At 43.7% G+C, this 21,445-nt stretch carries 10 protein-coding genes, 2 tRNA genes and 3 rRNA genes; 2 read left to right on the forward strand and 13 right to left on the reverse strand.

Translation table 11 applies throughout. The annotated features are described in order from the left end of the window. Nucleotides 1-91: 91 nt before the first annotated feature. Nucleotides 92-3,895, reverse strand: coding sequence for a DNA-directed RNA polymerase subunit beta (rpoB, locus tag FLA_RS22105; RefSeq protein WP_076382566.1), 3,804 nt, complete (start codon nt 3,893-3,895; stop codon nt 92-94). A gap of 267 nt (nt 3,896-4,162) precedes the next feature. Between rpoB and amyA the strand changes: the two genes are divergently transcribed. Beyond that, a complete protein-coding gene (gene amyA / locus FLA_RS22110; protein ID WP_076382567.1) occupies nt 4,163-5,641 on the forward strand; it encodes an alpha-amylase in 1,479 nt (492 codons plus the stop codon). Between the two features lie 292 nt (nt 5,642-5,933). On the opposite strand, the gene rrf is transcribed toward amyA, so the two are convergent. The 7 genes from rrf to FLA_RS22145 all read right to left on the reverse strand — a co-directional run bounded on the left by rrf (nt 5,934) and on the right by FLA_RS22145 (nt 13,245). After that, nucleotides 5,934-6,045 (reverse strand): 5S ribosomal RNA (gene rrf / locus FLA_RS22115). Between the two features lie 157 nt (nt 6,046-6,202). After that, nucleotides 6,203-9,002, reverse strand: a 23S ribosomal RNA gene (locus FLA_RS22120). A gap of 246 nt (nt 9,003-9,248) precedes the next feature. Then, a tRNA-Ala gene (locus FLA_RS22125) sits at nt 9,249-9,322 on the reverse strand. A gap of 18 nt (nt 9,323-9,340) precedes the next feature. Further along, a tRNA-Ile gene (locus FLA_RS22130) sits at nt 9,341-9,414 on the reverse strand. Between the two features lie 127 nt (nt 9,415-9,541). Then, nucleotides 9,542-11,070: ribosomal RNA gene (locus tag FLA_RS22135) — 16S ribosomal RNA — on the reverse strand. Together the 16S, 23S and 5S rRNA genes with 2 tRNA genes alongside form the textbook arrangement of a ribosomal RNA operon. Before the next feature lie 832 nt (nt 11,071-11,902). Continuing rightward, nucleotides 11,903-12,604 (reverse strand): DUF4397 domain-containing protein, encoded by a 702-nt coding sequence (locus FLA_RS22140; RefSeq protein ID WP_159445034.1) that lies wholly within the window; start codon nt 12,602-12,604, stop codon nt 11,903-11,905. Nucleotides 12,605-12,714: 110 nt separating this feature from the next. Beyond that, on the reverse strand, nt 12,715-13,245 hold the full coding sequence (locus FLA_RS22145; protein ID WP_144263934.1) for a hypothetical protein: 531 nt from the start codon (nt 13,243-13,245) through the stop codon (nt 12,715-12,717). Nucleotides 13,246-13,490: 245 nt separating this feature from the next. On the opposite strand from FLA_RS22145, the gene FLA_RS22150 reads away from it, so the two are divergent. Continuing rightward, on the forward strand, nt 13,491-14,579 hold the full coding sequence (locus FLA_RS22150) for a hypothetical protein (RefSeq protein WP_076374446.1): 1,089 nt from the start codon (nt 13,491-13,493) through the stop codon (nt 14,577-14,579). 188 nt (nt 14,580-14,767) lie between these two features. On the opposite strand, the gene FLA_RS22155 is transcribed toward FLA_RS22150, so the two are convergent. The 5 genes from FLA_RS22155 to FLA_RS22170 all read right to left on the reverse strand — a co-directional run bounded on the left by FLA_RS22155 (nt 14,768) and on the right by FLA_RS22170 (nt 21,416). After that, nucleotides 14,768-16,510 carry a sodium:solute symporter gene (locus FLA_RS22155; protein ID WP_076374448.1) on the reverse strand — a complete coding sequence of 581 codons (1,743 nt, stop codon included), beginning with the start codon at nt 16,508-16,510 and terminating at the stop codon, nt 14,768-14,770. Between the two features lie 113 nt (nt 16,511-16,623). Then, on the reverse strand, nt 16,624-16,785 hold the full coding sequence (locus tag FLA_RS31545; RefSeq protein ID WP_159445035.1) for a hypothetical protein: 162 nt from the start codon (nt 16,783-16,785) through the stop codon (nt 16,624-16,626). Between the two features lie 6 nt (nt 16,786-16,791). Further along, a complete protein-coding gene (locus tag FLA_RS22160) occupies nt 16,792-19,314 on the reverse strand; it encodes a PIG-L family deacetylase (protein WP_084205955.1) in 2,523 nt (840 codons plus the stop codon). Nucleotides 19,315-19,346: 32 nt separating this feature from the next. Next, complete coding sequence (locus FLA_RS22165) at nt 19,347-20,459, reverse strand: AI-2E family transporter (RefSeq protein WP_076374450.1); 1,113 nt, start codon at nt 20,457-20,459, stop codon at nt 19,347-19,349. 420 nt (nt 20,460-20,879) lie between these two features. Continuing rightward, the gene (locus FLA_RS22170) at nt 20,880-21,416 is read right to left on the reverse strand and encodes a carboxypeptidase-like regulatory domain-containing protein (RefSeq protein ID WP_076374452.1); all 537 of its coding nucleotides are present in this window, start codon (nt 21,414-21,416) and stop codon (nt 20,880-20,882) included. Between the last annotated feature and the right edge of the window lie 29 nt (nt 21,417-21,445).

Raw genomic sequence — 21,445 nt, forward strand, 5'->3', positions numbered from 1 at the left:
AAGTAAATAGTTAAAAAAAAGCGGCCACTCTTTGCAGAGCAGCCGCTTCTTATTGTACAATCTCCGGTTCAATTACATGAAAAAGAGACGCTTATTCGAATTTCAGATCCAGACCTAAACCTCTCAATTCGTGTACTAATACGTTGAAAGATTCTGGTATACCGGCTCTTGGAATGTTATCACCTTTCACGATAGACTCGTAAGTCTTCGCACGACCGATGATATCATCAGATTTAAGTGTTAACAGTTCCTGCAGGATGTTGGCCGCACCGTATGCTTCCAGTGCCCACACTTCCATCTCACCAAAACGCTGACCACCAAACTGTGCTTTACCACCCAGCGGTTGTTGTGTGATAAGACTGTATGGTCCGATTGAACGGGCGTGCATCTTATCATCCACCATGTGGTGCAGTTTAATCATGTAGATAACACCCACGGTTGCTTTCTGGTGGAAGCGGTCGCCCGTTTCACCATCGTACAGGTAAGTGTGACCCATCATTGGTATCTCAGCCTTTGTACAATGCTCTTCAATTTCTGTTGGAGTAGCACCGTCAAAGATTGGAGTAGCGAACTTAACACCCAGTTTTTTACCACACCATCCCAGGATGGTTTCGTAAATCTGCCCCAGGTTCATCCTTGAAGGTACACCCAGTGGGTTCAGAACGATATCTACCGGAGTACCATCTTCCAGGAATGGCATGTCTTCTGCACGCACAATCTTGGCTACGATACCTTTGTTACCGTGACGACCCGCCATTTTATCACCCACTTTCAGCTTACGCTTAACAGCCAGGTAAACTTTAGCGAGTTTCAATACACCTGCTGGTAATTCATCACCAATAGAGATATTGAATTTTTCGCGCTTGTAACGGCCCAGTTCTTCGTTGTACTTGATGTTGTAGTTGTGTAACAGAATATTAATCTGATCATCAATTACTGCATCAGCAGTCCAACCCAGCGGGTTAACGTTCTGGTAGTCAATGCTGCTCAGGTTCTTAACGTTGAACTTAGCACCTTTACCAATCAGCATTTCGCCAAAGTTGTTTGCCACACCTGTAGAAGCTTTATCTCTCAATAAAGTCTGCAGTTTGCTCAGCAATAACTCTTTCAGAGATTCTGCATTTTGCTCGTGTTGCTTTTCAACTTTTTCCAGTTGCGCTTTTTCGCGAACTTTTGCGTTCTTATCTTTTTTAGCGCGCTGGAACAGTTTTTTATCAATTACTACACCTTCTGTACCGTTAGGAGCTTTCAGAGAAGCATCTTTTGCATCACCGGCTTTATCACCGAAGATGGCACGTAACAGTTTTTCTTCCGGAGTAGGATCGCTTTCCCCTTTAGGAGTGATTTTACCAATCAGGATATCGCCTTCGCGGATATGGGCACCGATACGGATGATACCGTTCTCGTCCAGATCTTTGGTAGCTTCTTCTGATACGTTTGGAATGTCCGGAGTCAGTTCTTCTTCACCCAGTTTAGTGTCACGAACTTCCAGCTCGTACTCTTCAATGTGGATAGAAGTGAACAGGTCTTCACGAACTACTTTCTCGTTAATTACGATCGCATCTTCAAAGTTGTACCCTTTCCATGGCATGAAGGCCACTTGCAGGTTACGACCTAACGCCAATTCACCATCTTTAGTAGCGTAGCCTTCTGTTAAGAAGTCGCCTTTTACTACCTTTTGGCCTTTTCTTACGGCAGGACGCAGGTTGATGTTGGTTGACTGGTTGGTTTTGATAAATTTGGTTAAGCGGTAAACGATCAGATCGTCTTCAAAGCTTACCAAACGATCATTGTCGTTTCTGTTATAGCGAACGTGAATTTCTTTTGCATCCACAAACTCTACTACGCCTTCGCCTTCTGCATGTATCTGAATACGTGCGTCACGGGCAGCTTTACCTTCCAGACCAGTACCTACGATAGGAGACTGTGGCAGGATTAACGGTACAGCCTGACGTTGCATGTTTGATCCCATCAATGCACGGTTGGCATCATCATGTTCCAGGAACGGAATCAGGGAAGCACTCAAACCAACAATCTGGTTAGGAGCAACGTCCATATATTCTACTTCTGTTCTCTGTAACAGTGGGAAGTCACCTGTTTCGTGACAAAGGATTCTGTCTTGCACAAAATCACCGTTGGCATCCAGCTCAGCGCTCGATTGGGCAATTTTAGCAGTATCTTCTTCCTCAGCACTTAAGAATTTAATCTTGGCCAGGTTTACGTTACCGTTTTCTACGCGATGGTATGGAGTTTCGATGAAGCCCATATCATTGATCTTTGCGTGTACGCAAAGGGTAGAAATCAGACCGATGTTTGGTCCTTCCGGAGTTTCAATAGTACACAGACGGCCGTAGTGGCTATAGTGTACGTCACGCACCTCAAAACCTGCCCTTTCACGGCTTAACCCCCCGGGGCCTAACGCGGAAATACGACGCTTGTGCGTGATTTCACTTAACGGGTTGGTTTGGTCAAGGAATTGTGATAACTGGGAAGTACCGAAGAAAGAGTTGATTACGGAAGAAAGCGTTCTGGCGTTAATCAGATCTACCGGAGTAAATACCTCGTTGTCACGCACGTTCATACGTTCGCGGATGGTACGGGCCATACGGGCCAAACCAACACCGAACTGAGCATATAATTGCTCACCCACGGTACGTACACGACGGTTGCTCAGGTGATCAATATCATCAATTTCAGCCTTACCGTTGGTTAAACGAACCAGGTATTTGATGATTTCGATGATGTCTTCTTTCGTTAATACTTTATTTTCCAGCTTCTGGTTTACGCTCAGTTTGCGGTTGATCTTGTAACGACCAACTTCACCCAGGTCATAACGCTTATCGCTGAAGAATAATTTATCGATAATACCACGTGCAGTTTCGTTATCCGGAGCGTCAGCACCACGTAATTGACGGTAGATGTGCTGTACCGCTTCCAGTTCACTGTTAGAGGTATCTTTGTTTAAAGTATTGTAGATGATAGCGTAGTCACCGCCAACGTCTTCACGTTGAACGAACACGCTTTTCACATCCAGATCAGAAATAGTATCGATTGCATCTTCATCCAGGATGGTATCGCGCTCCATAACAATTTCGTTACGCTCGATAGAAACTACCTCACCGGTATCTTCATCCACGAAATCTTCTACCCATGTACGCAGTACACGTGCAGCTAATTTCTTACCCAGATGCTTTTGCAGGGATTTTTTGTCGGCAGCCACTTCTGTAGCCATACCGAATAATTCCAGGATGTCTTTATCAGTTTCAAAACCAATTGAACGCAACAGGGTAGTTACAGGGAACTTCTTCTTACGGTCAATGTACGCGTACATTACGTTGTTAATGTCGGTAGCGAATTCCATCCACGCACCTTTGAACGGAATTACCCTTGCAGAGTAAATCTTGGTTCCGTTAGGGTGAACTGACTGTCCGAAGAATACACCAGGTGAACGGTGCAGCTGTGATACAACTACGCGTTCAGCGCCATTGATCACAAACGTACCACGGGGGGTCATGTAAGGAATGTTACCTAAAAACACATCCTGCACAATGGTCTGGAAATCTACGTGCTCCTCATCATTACAGCTCAAACGTAATTTGGCTTTCAAAGGCACAGCATAGGTCAGACCACGCTCCATACACTCTTCAATAGTATAACGTGGCGGGTCAATGAAATAATCCAGGAACTCCAATACGAAAATGTTACGCGTGTCGGTAATAGGAAAGTTTTCCTTAAACACACGGAACAACCCTTCATTGTTACGCTTGTCGGGTGTAGTTTCTAATTGGAAAAATTCACGGAAAGATTCTAACTGAATGTCGAGCAGGTCAGGCTGTTCAGCAAGGTGTTTAGTTTTACCGAAGCTGACCCTGGTTTGAACTTTAGTTGATGACATATCTGTAATTAACCGGTTTTTGCAAAATAAATTCCGGGGAGTTTTTATACTCTAAATATTGAAAATTAATAAGTTATAGACTAAATGGCCATGCCTGTAACCACAATTAACAATAAGCCCAAAATAAAGGATGGCAAAATTAAGAAATACACGGCATTTTTTCAAATCAAATTTTATACCGGATTATGCACGAGTTATCCCCATAATTCTGGCATGTTTTTCCTAATACATTGGTCACGTTGCCTTTGCAATGAATATACGTAAAATATGAAAAACGGCACCCTTCTCCAGTTTTTTCACTGGTATTACCCTGCAGATGAATCATTGTGGAAAAAGCTTAGAAAAGATATTCCTTTTCTCAACTCAATAGGCATAACTGCAGTCTGGCTTCCCCCCGCTTACAAAGGAATACATGGTAATCAATCTATTGGATATGATACTTATGACTTATTCGATCTGGGTGAGTTTGATCAGAAAGGATCTGTACACACCAAATATGGTTCGCGCCGTGACTATTTAACGGCTATTACTGCCGCACAAAAAGCGGGCATAATGGTATATGTTGATATTGTATTGAACCATAAAGGCGGTGCGGATGAAAAAGAACGCGTGAAAGTGTGGCGCGTAAACCCCGAAAACAGAACGGAAGTCCAAGGCGAAGAGTTTGAAATAGATGCTTTTACCAAATTCTACTTTCCCGGACGCAACGGCAAGTATTCCAAATTCGTATGGGACTATCACAGCTTCACAGGCGTGGATTATGCCGACGATCTACACGAAGATGGTATTTTCAAAATAGCTAATGAATATGGCTCCAGCTGGGAAGATGGCGTTTCCGATGAATTTGGAAACTACGACTACCTGATGCATGCCGATATAGAATTCCGTAACCCCAACGTAAAAGAGGAGCTGAAATACTGGATCAACTGGTATCATAAAACAGCCCATTTTAATGGTCTGCGCCTGGATGCGGTGAAACATATTCCTACCTACTTTTTTAATGAATGGCTGGATCATATCAAAGCCACTATTCATGAAGAGCTGTTTGTAGTGGGTGAGTATTGGGAAACAGGCGATGTAGGGCTTTTACATAGGTATATAGACGAAACAGGCGGCAGGATACAGCTATTTGATGCTATCCTTCAAAACCGCTTCCATACCGCCTCTAAATGCGGAAAAGAGTTTGATATGTCCACCATCTTTAACGATACGCTGGTGGCCACCAAACCTGAGTTTGCCGTAACCATTGTAGCCAACCACGACACACAGCCACTACAATCGCTGGAAGCACCAGTAGAGCCCTGGTTTAAACCATTAGCCTATGCACTGATATTGATGCGTAAAGATGGATACCCCTGCGTATTCTATCCCGATTTATATGGCGCAGGTTACAAAGACAAAGGACGGGATGGCAACGAATATGAGATATTTATGCCCGAGGTAGATAAGCTTCAACTGCTATTACAAGCCCGCCAGCAATTTGCCTACGGCGATCAGCAGGACTTCCTGGATCATGCCAACTGCATTGGCTGGGTAAGGCATGGAGATAATGAACATCCTGGCTGTGTGGTACTAATGTCGAATGGAGACGAAGGCTTTAAAGATATCAATCTGGGAGAAGATAAAAAAGGCTGGATATACCGTGATTTCCTGGGTAATCACGAAGCGGAGATTACGCTGGATGAACATGGTAACGGCCGGTTTCTTGCAAAGGGGGGATGTGTGAGTGTGTGGGTGAAGAAGTAGTGAATGGTTAATTATATTTGTATAAAGCACAAACGTCTCTACTTTCTCCAAGGAGACGTTTGTGTTTTAAATATCATTACACGCCTATCCTTCCAGCTGCTTTTTTAGCTCCCGTAGCTTAGACATTTCAAGGCTGGTAATTCTTTGAATTAAAGGAAGGTTTAAGCCTTCTTTTAGTATTTTAGTGGGAACACAGTCAAGTAAGCAGGATATATTGGGGTGACCCCAGTCAAGATGGGATATATACAAAACAAAAGCGCCTCAACTGTTTCCAGTGAGGCGCTTTTAATAAATATGGCAACTACCTACTCTCCCGCATTTCTTTGCAGTACCATCGGCCATGAGGGGCTTAACTTCTCTGTTCGGTAAGGGAAGAGGTGAACACCCTCGGCATAATCACCATAAGATCTTAAATTGTTAGTTCGTAGTCGTTTCTTATCAGTTACTCTATTCACTGACTTGCACTACAATCTCTCAACCGTAATAAGATACATATTGGGAAGCTCAACTAAAGAGTTTTAATATCTACTTACTCTCCATTGCTTTTGAGCGATATTAAAAAAATTAAAGCTTACGGGTAATTAGTACTACTCGACTTTGTTGTTACCAACTTTACATCTATAGCCTATCAACGTCATAGTCTTTGACAACCCTTAAAAGGAAACTCATCTTGAGGTAGGTTTCACGCTTAGATGCTTTCAGCGTTTATCCTGACTGTACATAGCTACTCTGCAATACACCGAGCGGCATAACAGATTCACCAGCGGTACATGCGACCCGGTCCTCTCGTACTAAGGTCACGTCCCCGCAATTTCCTAACGCCCACCACAGATAGGGACCGAACTGTCTTGCGACGTTCTGAACCCAGTTCACGTGCCACTTTAATCGGCGAACAGCCGAACCCTTGGGACCTTCTCCAGCCCCAGGATGTGACGAACCGACATCGAGGTGCCAAACCTTACCGTCGATATGAGCTCTTGGGTAAGATCAGCCTGTTATCCCCGGAGTACCTTTTATCCTTTGAGCGACGGCCCTTCCATACAGAACCGCCGGATCACTTTAGCCAGCTTTCGCTCCTGATCGACTTGTTTGTCTCACAGTCAAGCACCCTTATACTAATGCGCTCTACGTACGATTACCAACCGTACTGAGGGTACCTTTGCAAGCCTCCGTTACTTTTTAGGAGGCGACCACCCCAGTCAAACTACCCACCATGCAATGTCTCCTTATGCAGGATTAGGTCCTAAGTAACAAAAGGTTGGTATTTCAACGTTGACTCCATAACTCCTGGCGAAGCTACTTCACAGTCTCCCAACTATCCTACACATTTGTTACTCAAGATCAATGCAAAGTTGTAGTGAAGGTTCACGGGGTCTTTCCGTCCCGTGGCGGGTAACCGGCATCTTCACCGATACTACAATTTCACCGGGCTCGTGGAGGAGACAGTATTCAACTCATTAGACCATTCGTGCAGGTCGGAACTTACCCGACAAGGAATTTCGCTACCTTAGGACCGTTATAGTTACGGCCGCCGTTTACTGGGGCTTCAGTCAGAAGCTTTGGCTTGCGCCGAACATCCTTCCTTAACCTTCCAGCACCGGGCAGGTTTCAGGCTCTATACGTCATCTTTCGATTTTGCAGGGCCCTGTGTTTTTGTTAAACAGTTGGTTGAATCATTTTACTGAGACCGTATCGCTACGGTACGCCTTGTCCCGAAGTTACAGCGTCAATTTGCCTAGTTCCTTCTCCACGGCTCACCCGAGCGCCTTAGAATACTCATCCCGTCTACCTGTGTCGGTTTGCGGTACTGGCTGCTATACTCGCTTTTCTCGGCACCAATTTTATGATTTCGACTCCTCCGAAGATTCATCTCTACGCACTATTCTGTCAGTACGTAACCACCACGTCGATGCGTCACTTTTAATGTATAGCAGGTGAAGGAATATTAACCTTCTTTCCATCAGATGCCCCTTTCGGGTTTTCCTAAGGACCAGACTAACCCTGATCCGATTAACGTTGATCAGGAACCCTTAGACTTTCGGCGAAGAAGTTTTTCACTTCTTTTATCGTTACTTATGCCTACATTTTCTTTTGAAATCGCTCCACCATTAGTCGCCTAACAGCTTCGATGCAATTTCAATGCTCCCCTACCACTCAGCTTACGCTGAATCTAGAACTTCGGTTCGTAGTTTGATGCCCGATTATTTTCCGTGCAGGATCTCTCGACCAGTGAGCTGTTACGCACTCTTTAAATGAATGGCTGCTTCCAAGCCAACATCCTGGCTGTTATTGAAATCCCACCTCGTTTGATCAACTTAACTACGTATTAGGGACCTTAGTTGCTAGTCTGGGTTATTTCCCTCTCGGCCACGGACCTTAGCGCCCGCAGCCTCACTCCTGTAGATATTTAACAGCATTCGGAGTTTGTCAGGGTTTGGTAGGCGGTGAAGCCCCCTAGCCCAATCAGTAGCTCTACCTCTGTTAAACTTCTATATACAAGGCTGTTCCTAAAAACATTTCGGGGAGAACGAGCTATCTCTCAGTTTGATTGGCCTTTCACCCCTATCCACAGGTCATCCCAAGACTTTTCAACGTCAACGGGTTCGGTCCTCCATTCTGTGTTACCAGAACTTCAACCTGCCCATGGATAGATCACAAAGTTTCGCGTCTGCCCCCACTGACTAGTCGCCCTATTCGGACTCGCTTTCGCTACGGCTCCATTCGTTTACGAATTTAACCTCGCCAGTGAGGAGCAACTCGTAGGCTCATTATGCAAAAGGCACGCCGTCACATCTTACGATGCTCCGACCGCTTGTAGGCGCACGGTTTCAGGTACTATTTCACTCCCTTGTTCAGGGTGCTTTTCACCTTTCCCTTACGGTACTGGTTCACTATCGGTGTCTGAGGAGTATTTAGCCTTACCAGATGGTGCTGGCAGATTCACGCAGGATTCCTCCGGTCCCGCGCTACTCAGGATACTACTCGTCCATGTTAATTTCTATCTACAGGGCTATCACCTGCTATGGCCCAACTTTCCAGATGGTTCGATTTGATAACACTTTCTAAACGTAGTCCTACAACCCCGAAACAGCACGCTATTTCGGTTTGGGCTCTTCCCTTTTCGCTCGCCACTACTCTGGGAATCATTATTATTTTCTTTTCCTCCGGGTACTTAGATGTTTCAGTTCTCCGGGTTGGCTCTCTTTCGAGTAATATACCTTCAGTATATTAGGTTGTCCCATTCGGAAATGCAGGGATATTACGCTCGTGTGCAGCTCCCCCTGCCTTATCGCAGCTTACCACGTCCTTCATCGCCTCTCAGACCCTAGGCATCCACCATGCGCCCTTATTTCGCTTTAAAAAACTTACATGTTTTTATTCAGCATTTGTTCATCCTAAAATGAACTCCACTATATAAAATCTCTCTTTAGTAATTTTGCTTTCCCAATATGTCAAAGAACTTCAATTACTTTCAGCATCCTAAGATACTTCCGGTAAAATCTTGTAGATAGTAAGGTTATGAACCTTTAGGCCTTAAAGCCATATCTCATTAATTTCAAAAGAACTTGTGTTTTGCTGTTTGCCATCCTGCTTACAGCTTTTAAAGTGGAGGATATCGGAGTCGAACCGATGACCCTCTGCGTGCAAGGCAGATGCTCTAGCCAACTGAGCTAACCCCCCAGTAAAACCTTTTATTAGTAGACCCGACCAGAGTTGAACTGGTGACCTCTACATTATCAGTGTAGCGCTCTAACCAACTGAGCTACGGGTCTGTACGAGTCATACTATTCAGTATCTGAAAGATCTTATTTTTTAATATCTATTTTTTACATATCCGTTAGGACAAATAAAAATTGAAAGAAGAAGGAAACAACAATTAAAAAGTGAGCGTCGCTCTAAAAAGGAGGTATTCCAGCCGCACCTTCCGGTACGGCTACCTTGTTACGACTTAGCCCCAATTACCAGTTTTACCCTAGGCAGTTCCTTGCGGTTACCGACTTCAGGTCCCCCCGGCTTTCATGGCTTGACGGGCGGTGTGTGCAAGGTCCGGGAACGTATTCACCGTATCATTGCTGATATACGATTACTAGCGATTCCAGCTTCACGCAGTCGAGTTGCAGACTGCGATCCGAACTGAGATAACTTTTTTGAGATTAGCATCTTGTCGCCAAGTAGCAGCTCTTTGTAGTTACCATTGTAGCACGTGTGTAGCCCTGGGCATAAAGGCCATGATGACTTGACATCATCCCCTCCTTCCTCGCGTCTTACGACGGCAGTTTCTTTAGAGTTCCCAGCTTAACCTGATGGCAACTAAAGATAGGGGTTGCGCTCGTTGCGGGACTTAACCCAACACCTCACGGCACGAGCTGACGACAGCCATGCAGCACCTTACAATCTGTGTATTGCTACAAAATGAACTTTCATCCACGGTCAAACTGCATTCTAGCCCAGGTAAGGTTCCTCGCGTATCATCGAATTAAACCACATGCTCCACCGCTTGTGCGGACCCCCGCCAATTCCTTTGAGTTTCAACCTTGCGGTCGTACTTCCCAGGTGGGATACTTAATGCTTTCGCTCAGACACACACTGTGTATCGCGTATGTCGAGTATCCATCGTTTAGGGCGTGGACTACCAGGGTATCTAATCCTGTTTGATCCCCACGCTTTCGTGCATCAGCGTCAATTCACCTATAGTCAGCTGCCTTCGCAATCGGTGTTCTATGTCATATCTAAGCATTTCACCGCTACATGACATATTCCGCTAACCTCCAGGAAATTCAAGACACATAGTATCAATGGCAGTTTCAAAGTTAAGCTTTGAGATTTCACCACTGACTTACATGCCCGCCTACGCACCCTTTAAACCCAGTGAATCCGGATAACGCTTGCACCCTCCGTATTACCGCGGCTGCTGGCACGGAGTTAGCCGGTGCTTATTCATCTGGTACCGTCAAGACATTTAGAAAAATGTTGTTTCGTCCCAGATAAAAGAAGTTTACAATCCAGAGGACCTTCATCCTCCACGCGGCATGGCTGGTTCAGACTTGCGTCCATTGACCAATATTCCTTACTGCTGCCTCCCGTAGGAGTCGGGCCCGTGTCTCAGTGCCCGTGTGGCTGATCATGCTCTCACATCAGCTATCGATCGTAGGCTTGGTGGGCCGTTACCCCGCCAACTACCTAATCGAACGCACACCCATCTTCAAGTGATAAATCTTTAATAACAACACGATGCCGAGCCGTTATTCTATGGGGCATTAATCCAAATTTCTCTGGGCTATTCCCCGCTTGAAGGAAGGTTGTGTACGTGTTCCGCACCCGTTTGCCGGTCGTCACCCATATATTGCTATACTGTGCTACCCCTCGACTTGCATGTATTAAGCCTGCCGCTAGCGTTCATCCTGAGCCAGGATCAAACTCTCCATTGTAAATGAGTTTTGATCACTAACTTAATTTCTCTCGAAATTGCGTCTGTGAATTTTAATTTTGTTACGTTGCTTACACTTACCTACTATTTAAAGTAGTACTGTTGCTTCCATTCTTTCAAAGAACTTAAAAATTGTTGATGGTCAGGTTTCGATCCCGTAGGCCTTAGAGCCGGTCATCATTTTCAAAGTAGAAGAGCTTTTTTTGCGTTTCCGTCCGTCACTTTCGTTTCATTCGGGTTGCAAAGGTAGCAGTTTTTATTTCAAATTAGCAAATTTATTTTTGAATTATTTTTAAAGTTAATTCTTTATAAACCGCTGATTTTCAATGAACTGTTCCCGTTTTATTGGGAGTGCAAAGGTAACAGTTTCGAAACATTTACCAAATTTATTTTTAGTTATTTCTCAACCTTTTTGCTGCCTTGAAACTCTTTAAAGAACTGTCCGCTATTCGTTTAACGGGCGGCGAAGATAAGCGTATTTTCTTTCCTGCCAAATCTTTCTCCTAAAAGTTGCGTATTTTCTTTTTAAAGCCTGTTTTTACTGCAAACAGCGTGGTTTAATACATCTACCATACAGTATCCATACATCATCCATACGGAAAGCATGCTTAAGCCATACAGCATGATAGCAGTAAACTTGCTACAAACTGCTACATTATGTTATATAGTGCAACACCCCTTTGCGCAAATTCCAGGCGAATCAGATAAAATAGAGCCAACACTTCATTCAGCAGAAGACAATATAATAATACAAGTATCCCCCTCAACGAAAAAGAGGTAGAACGGATAATTTACCAGTTCTACCTCTTTTCTTTATTAGCCTAACCTGGAAATTAATATTCCAGCACGTTCAAACCAAAAGGGTTAATTATAGTATTACCTACCAGGCCCTGTGCAACCAATGTATAATTTTTGCCGGAAGCCAGGTTAATAACACTGCTGGTGTAAGCATTGGTGCCGTCGCCACTGTTGTTTAACTTAATAGTGTAACTACCGCCTGGCACTTCAATGAAATCGGTAGCCGTTTTATAAGCACGGCTGGAAACCCACAGGCTATCGTTACCCAATACATTAACAGTAGGAGCGTCTGGTGAAACATGCACAAATCTCACTCTTGCCTTACCAGAGGTGGGCGTTTGCAAATCATCTTCAACCAACAGTGTGGTTAATGAATTGTCGCTGGCAATACCCGTAGCAAACAGGGAATAGTTGCCACCATCAAAATCAATAGGCACAGATAATACAGTGTTGTTATCCAGTGCTGTTTTAAACTCCGCTGTTTTTTCGCCATTAGAGGTGGCGATATACCCTGTGGCTTCCCCAAAGTTGATAGCTGCTGAATTTTGCTTGGTACTGTTCAGGTAAAAATCTACTGCCCCTGTACCTGGAATAGTGTGAATCACTTTTACAGAAGCTTCGGCACCTACCACCGGATCATCATCTTTAGAACAAGATACCAGACCTAAAGTGGTCAAACCGAAGAGGACCACTGCCCATGTCATTTTTCTGCCTGCGCGGAAGAGTTGTGTTTTCATAGCGTAACTGATTTGATTTAATTTCAACCGAAGGGTTAAAAAATCATGCCATCCGCGTTTCATCGGGCAATAATCAGTTGACAAGCATAAGAAAAGTGAGGATTTGTAGATTATTTTTTACTTCTTTTACCTCTTCTCATTGTATAGTTTTTTTCATCAGTGATTGCTTTTCCGGACTCTTCACCCATTGCGCTGTTTTCCTTACTTTGTAATTCGTTAATAATTATCTCATAACGTGTGTTCCTCTCTTTTAACTCTTCATTCTCCTTTACTAATCTCTTGTTATAATCCATTATCATATCCGATTTCTTATTTTCATTCTCACTTTTCGTCAATGCCTTTTGATATTCCTCCAGTTGCCTTTTCATCGTGTTCCATTGGCTTCCTTCAATCCCTTTTAATTCTTCCAATTCAAAATAAGGCTCCAATAAGTTGAAATTAAGCAATGGTGACATGTTGATGAGATGCCCTATACGCACTTCTTCCTTATTGTATATTTTATATAGGTAAGACTCTACCGTATTTATGCAACTGGCAATTTTATTCCGGGGTATGTTTTTCTCTTCCACTAACTTCCGGATAATTTCTCCCATATGTACTTTCATAGTTTGTAAAGCTTGAGAAATAATCTTTCTTATCACACACCAACAGCTACCCTTTTAGGGTAGTTTTGTTCTTTTTTAAGACCTTTTAAGAACACTTTTCGTATATTTGTCTACGCAAGTTTTTATTACTTCGGATGGATGAAATAATAAACACAAGTTTTCTATTTCATTCCTGCGCCATACTCCCCTCCTATTGTAGCCAGCTTTAGCAATAAAGTGCTGGCCTGTTATAGGAGTGTACAGAGGTAAATAAGAGACCTTTTTTTTATTTAAAACTGTATATGAAAAGAGTTGTACTAACTAGAAAAATACAATTACTGGTCAATTCAGAGGACGCGCAAATCCGGAGAGAAGTATACAAAACCTTATGTCAGTGGCAGCACATTTGTTTTAAAGCAGCAAACTACATCTGCACACATTCTTTTTTACAGGAACGGATTAAAGATATGATCTATCTGGCCGAGGGGGTAAAAGTAAAGTTATCGCATATTGAAAAAGATGCAGATGGTATATTGGCTACTTCCAAAAAGAATACAACTTACCAGGTATTGTCTGCCAATTATAAAGGGCAGCTACCTACCCGGATTTTAAGTTGTTTAAATAACCAGATAACCGCCCTGTTTCAAAAAGAGAAGGCGGATTACTTTGATGGCACCCGCTCTATGCGCAATTACAAAAAGGATTTACCTATTCCTTTCAGTAATGCGGATATCAGGCACCTGGAAGTGATGGATAATGGGGATTATAGCTTTAGTTTCTTTAGTCTTCCCCTGCGTACTTACCTGGGCAGTGATACGACTGATAAAAAACAATTGCTGTATCAGCTCAGTCAAAATCACCTGACGGTGCGTAACAGTAGCATTCAGTTGCTCAATGGCAAAATATTTATGTTATTAACCATTGAGCAGCCACAGGAACAGCATCAGCTGGAAACGGGCATTATAGCTACCGCCAGTTTAGCAACAGATGCACCTATTACGGTAAGCATAAGCGCGGATCAATATGCTATTGGCTCTAAAGAAGAGTTCTTATACAGGAAACAAGCTATTTCCACTGCTATTACCCGTATGAAAAAGGGAGCCAGTTTTAACCGAAGTGGCCATGGCATAAAAAGGATCTTAAAAAACGTAACGCATTTGCAAAAAGCCGAGCAACGATACATTCAGCAGAAGCTGCATGTGTATAGCGGCCGGCTGATACAAATATGTATAAAGCATAAAGCGGGTATACTGGTGTTGGGAAAAGAGCCGGATAACAGCACTAATGAGCTTTTGTTACGTAACTGGGGCTATGGTAGCCTGAAAGACAAAATAGCGTATAAAGCACATAAGGCCGGTATTCAACTGATTATAGCCACAACGAATGAATAACAGGTGGATGGATTATTAAGGTTGCCGGCACCGCTGAAAGTATATTTCCAGGACCAACAAAACGAGGCTGCTTGTACAGTCGCAGGGTGAGATAACAGCATATACTCACTAAATGTTTTCATACAATATGGTGAAGGCATATACAACTAAATAAAAAAATTAAAGCCTGTATAAAACAGGCAGTGCACTTACACAGTTTTAGCAGGCAATAAGGCATGTATCAGCCAGCCCAGCATCACTACCAGTAAAGCACCAATTACGTTAAACCATAAAAACCCAATGCCGATAATGTTATAACGGTCTAAAACAAACAACAATATCACCACAACCTGAGCCAGTAAAGCGCCGGTAAATACAGCAGTACTTTTCATGCTTTTACAATAAAACGCCACCAGGAATATGCCCAGGATCACGCCATAAAATAAGGAGCCCAGGATATTTACGGCTTCTATAAGGCTGCCCATGCGATTGGCAAATCCTGCCACTGCAATACTGAAAAGCCCCCAGACCATGGTTATCCATTTGGACGACTGATATTGTTTTAACCGGTCTTCGGCACCACATTCGTTGATCTCTTTGCGCGACTTCCGGCAAACAAAATCTATCATGGTACAGGATGCCAATGAGTTGAGAGCGGCGGCTATAGAGCCCCAGGCAGCCAGGAAGATAACAGCAATCAACAATCCTACCAGCCCTTTGGGCAGATAATCCACCACAAACTTTAGAAAAATATAATTAGTGTCGTTGACATCAATAGAACTATCGGCCTTTTGTAAATACTGTTTGTATTGCTGCTTTAACGTATTGCCCTGGGCAAGGGATTGTTGAATTTGCCCTTTGTATTGTGCAGCCTGCTCGGCATTACCCGCCTTATCGGCCTGTAGCCATTGCACTACCTGTTGCTGCTGGCGCTGCATCACTATGGAATAAGTCGCTTCCGTTTTTTTCAAAGAATCGGCATAAGCGGTCTTGTACACCCGGCTGTTTACCGCGTTGTTAAAGAATAATGGCTGCGGGTTAAACTGGTAAAATGCAAACAACAGTACACCTATCAACAGAACAAAAAATTGCATAGGCACTTTCACCAGGCCATTTAACAAAAGCCCCAGCTTGCTTTCTGTATCGTTTTTAGCGGTAAGATATCTGCCCACCTGGCTTTGATCAGTGCCAAAGTAAGACAATGCCAGGAAGAAGCCCCCTATTAAACCACTGATAATATTATACCTGTCTTTCCAGTTAAAATGCCCGTCACTGGTAATGCCTGAGGTAATTACATTCATCTTACCAGCCATTCCTCCTACTTTTAATGCATCCACCACGCCTACATTTTCGGGCAGGTAATGCACCAGCATATAAGCTGCTACAAACATTCCCAGAAAAATAACCAGCATTTGCAGTTGTTGGGTATAGGCCACCGCCTTAGCGCCGCCACTTACGGTATATATAATCAGCATGCCCCCCATAGCAATATTGGTCCAGTAGATGTTCCAGCCCAGTAATGATGATAAGATGATAGAAGGTGCATAGATGCTGATACCGGTAGACAGGCCCCGGGAAAGTAAAAAGAGTGCAGAAGTAAAATACCGTGTTTTTTTATCAAAGCGCTGTTCCAGAAATTCGTAGGCGGTAAACACACGCAGCTTGCTAAAGGCAGGCACAAAGGTGATACAGAGTATAATCATGGCCAGTGGAAGACCAAAGTAATATTGTACAAAACGCATCCCGTCTGTAAACGCCTGCCCGGGAGCCGATAAAAAAGTGATGGCGCTTGCCTGGGTGCCCATGATACTAAGCAGTACCATATACCAGGGCATACTGTTATTGGATAAAAAATACCCCTCCAGGTTTTTGTCGGTGCGGCTTTTATATAAGCCATACACCACAATACCCGCCAATGCAACCGTCAATACTATCCAATCCGCAACACTCATGAAAAATAATTAGTAAGCCAGGTAAAGAAGGCAATTAACACCACCAGCACCACTGCCACTGTCACATACCAACCTCGCCAGCTTTTAAAAAAAGGGATATTACTCATTGGTTGTTATTTTTTACCACCTGCCAGGCTTCCTGCCAGCAGTCCAATAACTAATCCTATCAGCAATCCTGCACGAACACTTTTTATCAGAATGCCAATTACTACGCCTATTACCACCAAAAGCCCTATGCTTACCTGCCTTCTGTCTTTTGCATATTTATTACTCATCAATTGTTAGTGTTTAGGCAGTGCAATTAAGTTGGCCATTAAACGAAAAGCACCTGGCACAGCGGCTGGCAATTCTCTGAAAAACACAATGCCGGTGTACACAAAATTTCCTTTTCCGTAGGGGGCAATTACCAGGCTACCATTGGTTTCCGGCTCGTTTTTATCGGCCATAGCAAACAAGGTTTCGTAGTGTACATCTAACTGATCGGCATGGTAAATACTTCTTTCCTGTATCCATCCTTCAAAATCGGCCGCTGTTATTTTATTGGGGTAGTTTAATGCCGGATGCTGCGGCAGCAATATTTTTACTGCTGCATTTTCGTCTGTTACGCGCTTATTGGTTATTTGTAAAGGATAAGGTGCCATTTTAGCTTTTACCGGGCCAATGCCTGTGTTGGTGCAATATTGAACAATCAGGTTGCCACCTTCCTGTATATACTGCATCAGGGTCGCGTACTTATATTCCAGAAAGTCGTTTACATTATACGCTCTTATACCGGTAATCACCGCATCAAACTGTTTTAAGTTAGCAGGTGTTATATCAGCTTCGTTTAGCAGGGTTACCGCGTATCCCATTTGCTCTAAGGCCGGGGGTACTTTATCTCCTGCCCCAGGGATATAACCTATTTTTTTGCCTACCGTTTTAATTTCCGGGGAAACCACTTTCATGGTGCTTTCGCTGAAATAGTTTACATCGGGTATGTGATCGTAGGCAATATGCCGGAGGTATTGTGTGTAGGTATAGGTTTTACCTTGTTGCACCACAACAATGGCGGCATGTATGCCGGATACCTGCTGGTATTCGCTTACATCTTTCAGCGCTACAGGAATAGTATAGGTATTACCTGCTGCCACACTTATAGCAGAATCTTTGGAATACAACACTTTATCCTGCTGCAACAACTGAATTTTTACGGGCAGCTTCTCTGCCGTTACATAGCTTTTGAATTGTACCTCCACCACCGGCTGCGCAGTTTTTTCATTACCAGGCTGCACATTTAATAAAGTTGCAGCAGGTGCTACTGACACCGTAATGGGCTCGATAACCGTAACAGGTTCATATATCTCCCCTTTCACCGCATCTGTAAACTTATACCGAAGCGGGCGGGCCACTTTTATTTCAAGATCTTTTATCTGTATGGTAAACACTGCCGAATAGGCCGGAGCATTTTCGGGCTGCGCCAGATTTTGCTGATTGCCTATTTCAAAGCTGCCTTTATTCATAGGCTTTGCCAGCCAGTAAGGCTGAGATACCGATTCTGTCACCGGCACCTGCAAGGTATAAGGAAAACTGAAGTTTAAGTTTTTAGCCAGTGAACTGTTTAGTACCGTATCCCATTCATTGTTAAGACTTACCTGCTTCAACACCACTGGTATCTCATTTCTTTTGTTGGCGGTGATGGTTATTTTCAATGGCTGGCCTTTTACGGCATAGCCGGTACCTGTAACTGCTTCGGCAAACAAACCACTACAATCCACTATCAGCTTTTCTACCTCATCCAGTTTTTGTTTCCTGTAAGGGGTGGTTGCCGGTAACGCACTAATAGTTTTGTGCAAGGCAATCAGCTGGTTAATGGAATTTTCCGGGCGTTCAAAACTGTACTCTTTTACCAGTTTGGTTACCTGCGGCAAAATTTTCTCCCCCCCTTTTATGCGGCTCCAGGTAGTATTTACCTCATCCAGTAATTCTTTGGAAGGCGCTTTGCCCCCGGTAGTAGTGAAGTATTCAAACGACTGTCCACGCTGTTTGGCAACGCCAAAACCCTGGCTTTTATGCTGACTACGGCTTTCACTGGCTATTTCGCCATAGCCTTCGCCCAGCATAGGGTTGTATACTCCCACATCTATTTTCAGCTGGTCTTCACTGGTAGTGTTGTTGCCACCAAAGTTGAATGTGTTCCACAGTATTCTTTTGGCCTGCCATATAGTAAGGCCATTTTTCAACTGTTCCGGAAAACGGGTGCTGTCTGCTGCTGCGGTAAACGCTTCGTTAGCGAGGATAGCACTGGCCGCATGATGCCCGTGACCGGCACGTGCATCGCCGGGAAAACGGGTAATAATTACATCAGGTTGGTAATATCTGATAATCCACACCGCATCGCTCAATATTTTATCATGATTCCAGATGCTTAATGCTTCTTCTGAATTTTTAGAAAAACCAAAGTCGTAGGCACTACTAAACATTTGCTCGGCACCATCTATGCGACGGGCCGCCAGCAACTCCTGGGTTCTTATTAAACCCAGCTCTACACCTTGTTCATTTCCAATCAGGTTTTGCCCCCCATCACCACGGGTAAGGCTCAGGTAGCCTGTTTTGTATTGCTTTTCTTTAGCCAGGTAGGCCAGCAACTTTGTATTCTCATCGTCGGGATGCGCTGCAAAATATAGTACCGTGCCCAGCACTTCCAGCTTCTGCATTTTCCGGTAAATATCTGTGCTGTTGGTGGCAACCGGGGCCTGCGCCTGTGCCGTAGCAGCTATCATTCCTCCTATCCATACACCCAGTAAACCCGAAGTCAATTTGTTCATTCGCCGTATCTATTGAATAAAACGAAGGTAAGTTATTCTGGCCTGGGGGTATCTTCTTCTATTTCCGTTGCGGGTGTTTTTAACGGACTTTTCTCAGGTTGTTCTTCTCCAAACAACACGCCCCACTGGCGGAACATTTCAGTTCGGTCGAAAATAATTTTCAGGATGGCGATAATAGGGAGCGACAAAAACATGCCTGAAATACCCGCCAGCTTACCTCCTAAAAACACAGCGATAATACTAACCAGTGCATTTATCTTCACTTTGGAGCCTACAATCCTGGGCATCAGGATATTATTATCTAAAAATTGTACTACTGCAATTATTATCAACACAGTGAGCACAGGCCCCATTTCCTGTGAGGAGGATATGGTAAGCAGAATCCCTATTACATTTCCTATTAATGCTCCGATATAAGGTATCAGATTTAGAAAAGCGAAAATGATAGCAATAAGCAAGGCATGCTTAATACCAAAAATGGTGAGCGCTATTCCCAGCAAAAAGCTCATGTAGGTTATTTGTATCAGCAACCCTCCTATGTAACTTTTGATAATAGCTTCTGTTTCGTGTACCACTTCCTGCACTTTAGCATGATGATCGCGTTTAAACCAGAGAAACACAAAGTTCAGCAGGAGGTTTTTATAATATAACAGGAAGAATATATAAATAGGTATTAAACCAAAAAACAATAGAACAGAGGTGGCAGAAGTAGCTACCCCGCCCAATACTCCGCCGGCATAATTAAGGAGTTTATTGCTTTGCTCATTGATCATTTTTGTTTGCTGTTGGGTAGAGAAATGACCTTTTTTGTCTACCCACTCACTCAAATGATTCACATGTTGCGTCATATTGGCCTTGATGGTGGGGAAATCAATAATCAACTTATTGATCTGCATAAAGAATAGCCAGCCAAAGAAACCTACCACAATCACCAATAAAATAATGGCCAGTACAATGCTGATGGCCCGGGGAACTTTCAAGCGATCTAAAAAACGGCAAACCGGTAGCAGCACCAGCGCCAGGAAAAACGAAAGAATAATAGGCATGATCACATCACTGGCTAACATTACCAGGGCGCCTACCAGAAAAAGTCCTAACATTTCAATAGACCGCCTAACAGTAAGAGGGAGGGTAGAATTATTCATTGGTTATCAGTATTTTAAATTAATCTATGCTATAGCAATTCAATAAACAGGCCATAAATGGTATCCCTTCCGGCAGATTGTCTACTGAAATATACTCTTATCACTAAAGAGATTTAAACGGTTTTTCCCAACCTGATGGTGAGCAATCCTCAACCAGTTGTGAGCGCTTTTCCGTTATTCGCGAGCGCTCAACATCGTTTTATGAGTACTCCCATCCAGTTCGTGAGTGCTCACGGTTGGCATAAAAGCACTCCCCGAGCGACGAGTAGCAGTTACAAAGTCACCGTGAGGGCTCACGGAATGGTTGTGAATACTCCTGAAAACGCCGTGAGCCCTCACCTTTTGATGGAGAGGGCTCACAATTATGTAATTAGTCTCCGGGAATTGCTCCACAGACACTTATAAGAAGATAGCGTACTACTAAACTGCTAACGGCACCAATTTTATATCTCCCAGGTCTTTATCTGTAGAAGGTTTGACTTTAACAGGTGGTTGGTAGGGCTTGGTTGTATCCTGCTTTTGCTGTTCAAAAGGCACATGCTTCTCGTTTTTCTTGGGGATGAAACGAATATCCTGTTCCCAGCGCTTATATCCTTCTGCCATGATGGTTAATTTGTATTCATGGTAGAAAGGCAGGGAAGAAAAGGTGAACTTGCCATTCTTCTTGGTAGTCTGCTCTTTAAAATAGGGGTCTTCTGCTTTGTCATCAGGCTGGGCCATAGGATTAGGCTCATTATCCTGTTGCTGCAGAATAATGCTTACCTCTTTTACAGGTGTACCTGTACTATCCACAATTCTACCTGAAATGCGGCAGATGTTAACGTAAGAACGAGAGTCGTTACCGCCAGACGGGCCCATACCACCGCCACCGCCCATGCCACCACCGCCCATACCCATTTGGGCATTGATAGTAAGCGGAGCTAACAACAAAAGGAAAATCCAGATTTTTACAGACATAACTGCATTTATTTATACGTGGGTAAATA

Origin of the sequence: Filimonas lacunae, from assembly GCF_002355595.1 — a bacterium.
GTDB classification, from domain to species: Bacteria; Bacteroidota; Bacteroidia; order Chitinophagales; family Chitinophagaceae; genus Filimonas; species Filimonas lacunae.

What these genes read in the sequence shown, in the direction of transcription:
- rpoB (WP_076382566.1), bottom strand. Translation starts at nt 3,895, where the DNA reads ATGTCATCAACTAAAGTTCAAACCAGGGTCAGCTTCGGTAAAACTAAA.
- FLA_RS22155 (WP_076374448.1), bottom strand. Translation starts at nt 16,510, where the DNA reads ATGAGTGTTGCGGATTGGATAGTATTGACGGTTGCATTGGCGGGTATT.
- FLA_RS22170 (WP_076374452.1), bottom strand. Translation starts at nt 21,416, where the DNA reads ATGTCTGTAAAAATCTGGATTTTCCTTTTGTTGTTAGCTCCGCTTACT.
- FLA_RS22160 (WP_084205955.1), bottom strand. Translation starts at nt 19,314, where the DNA reads ATGAACAAATTGACTTCGGGTTTACTGGGTGTATGGATAGGAGGAATG.
- FLA_RS22165 (WP_076374450.1), bottom strand. Translation starts at nt 20,459, where the DNA reads ATGAATAATTCTACCCTCCCTCTTACTGTTAGGCGGTCTATTGAAATG.
- FLA_RS31545 (WP_159445035.1), bottom strand. Translation starts at nt 16,785, where the DNA reads ATGAGTAATAAATATGCAAAAGACAGAAGGCAGGTAAGCATAGGGCTT.
- amyA (WP_076382567.1), top strand. Translation starts at nt 4,163, where the DNA reads ATGAAAAACGGCACCCTTCTCCAGTTTTTTCACTGGTATTACCCTGCA.
- FLA_RS22140 (WP_159445034.1), bottom strand. Translation starts at nt 12,604, where the DNA reads ATGAAAACACAACTCTTCCGCGCAGGCAGAAAAATGACATGGGCAGTG.
- FLA_RS22150 (WP_076374446.1), top strand. Translation starts at nt 13,491, where the DNA reads ATGAAAAGAGTTGTACTAACTAGAAAAATACAATTACTGGTCAATTCA.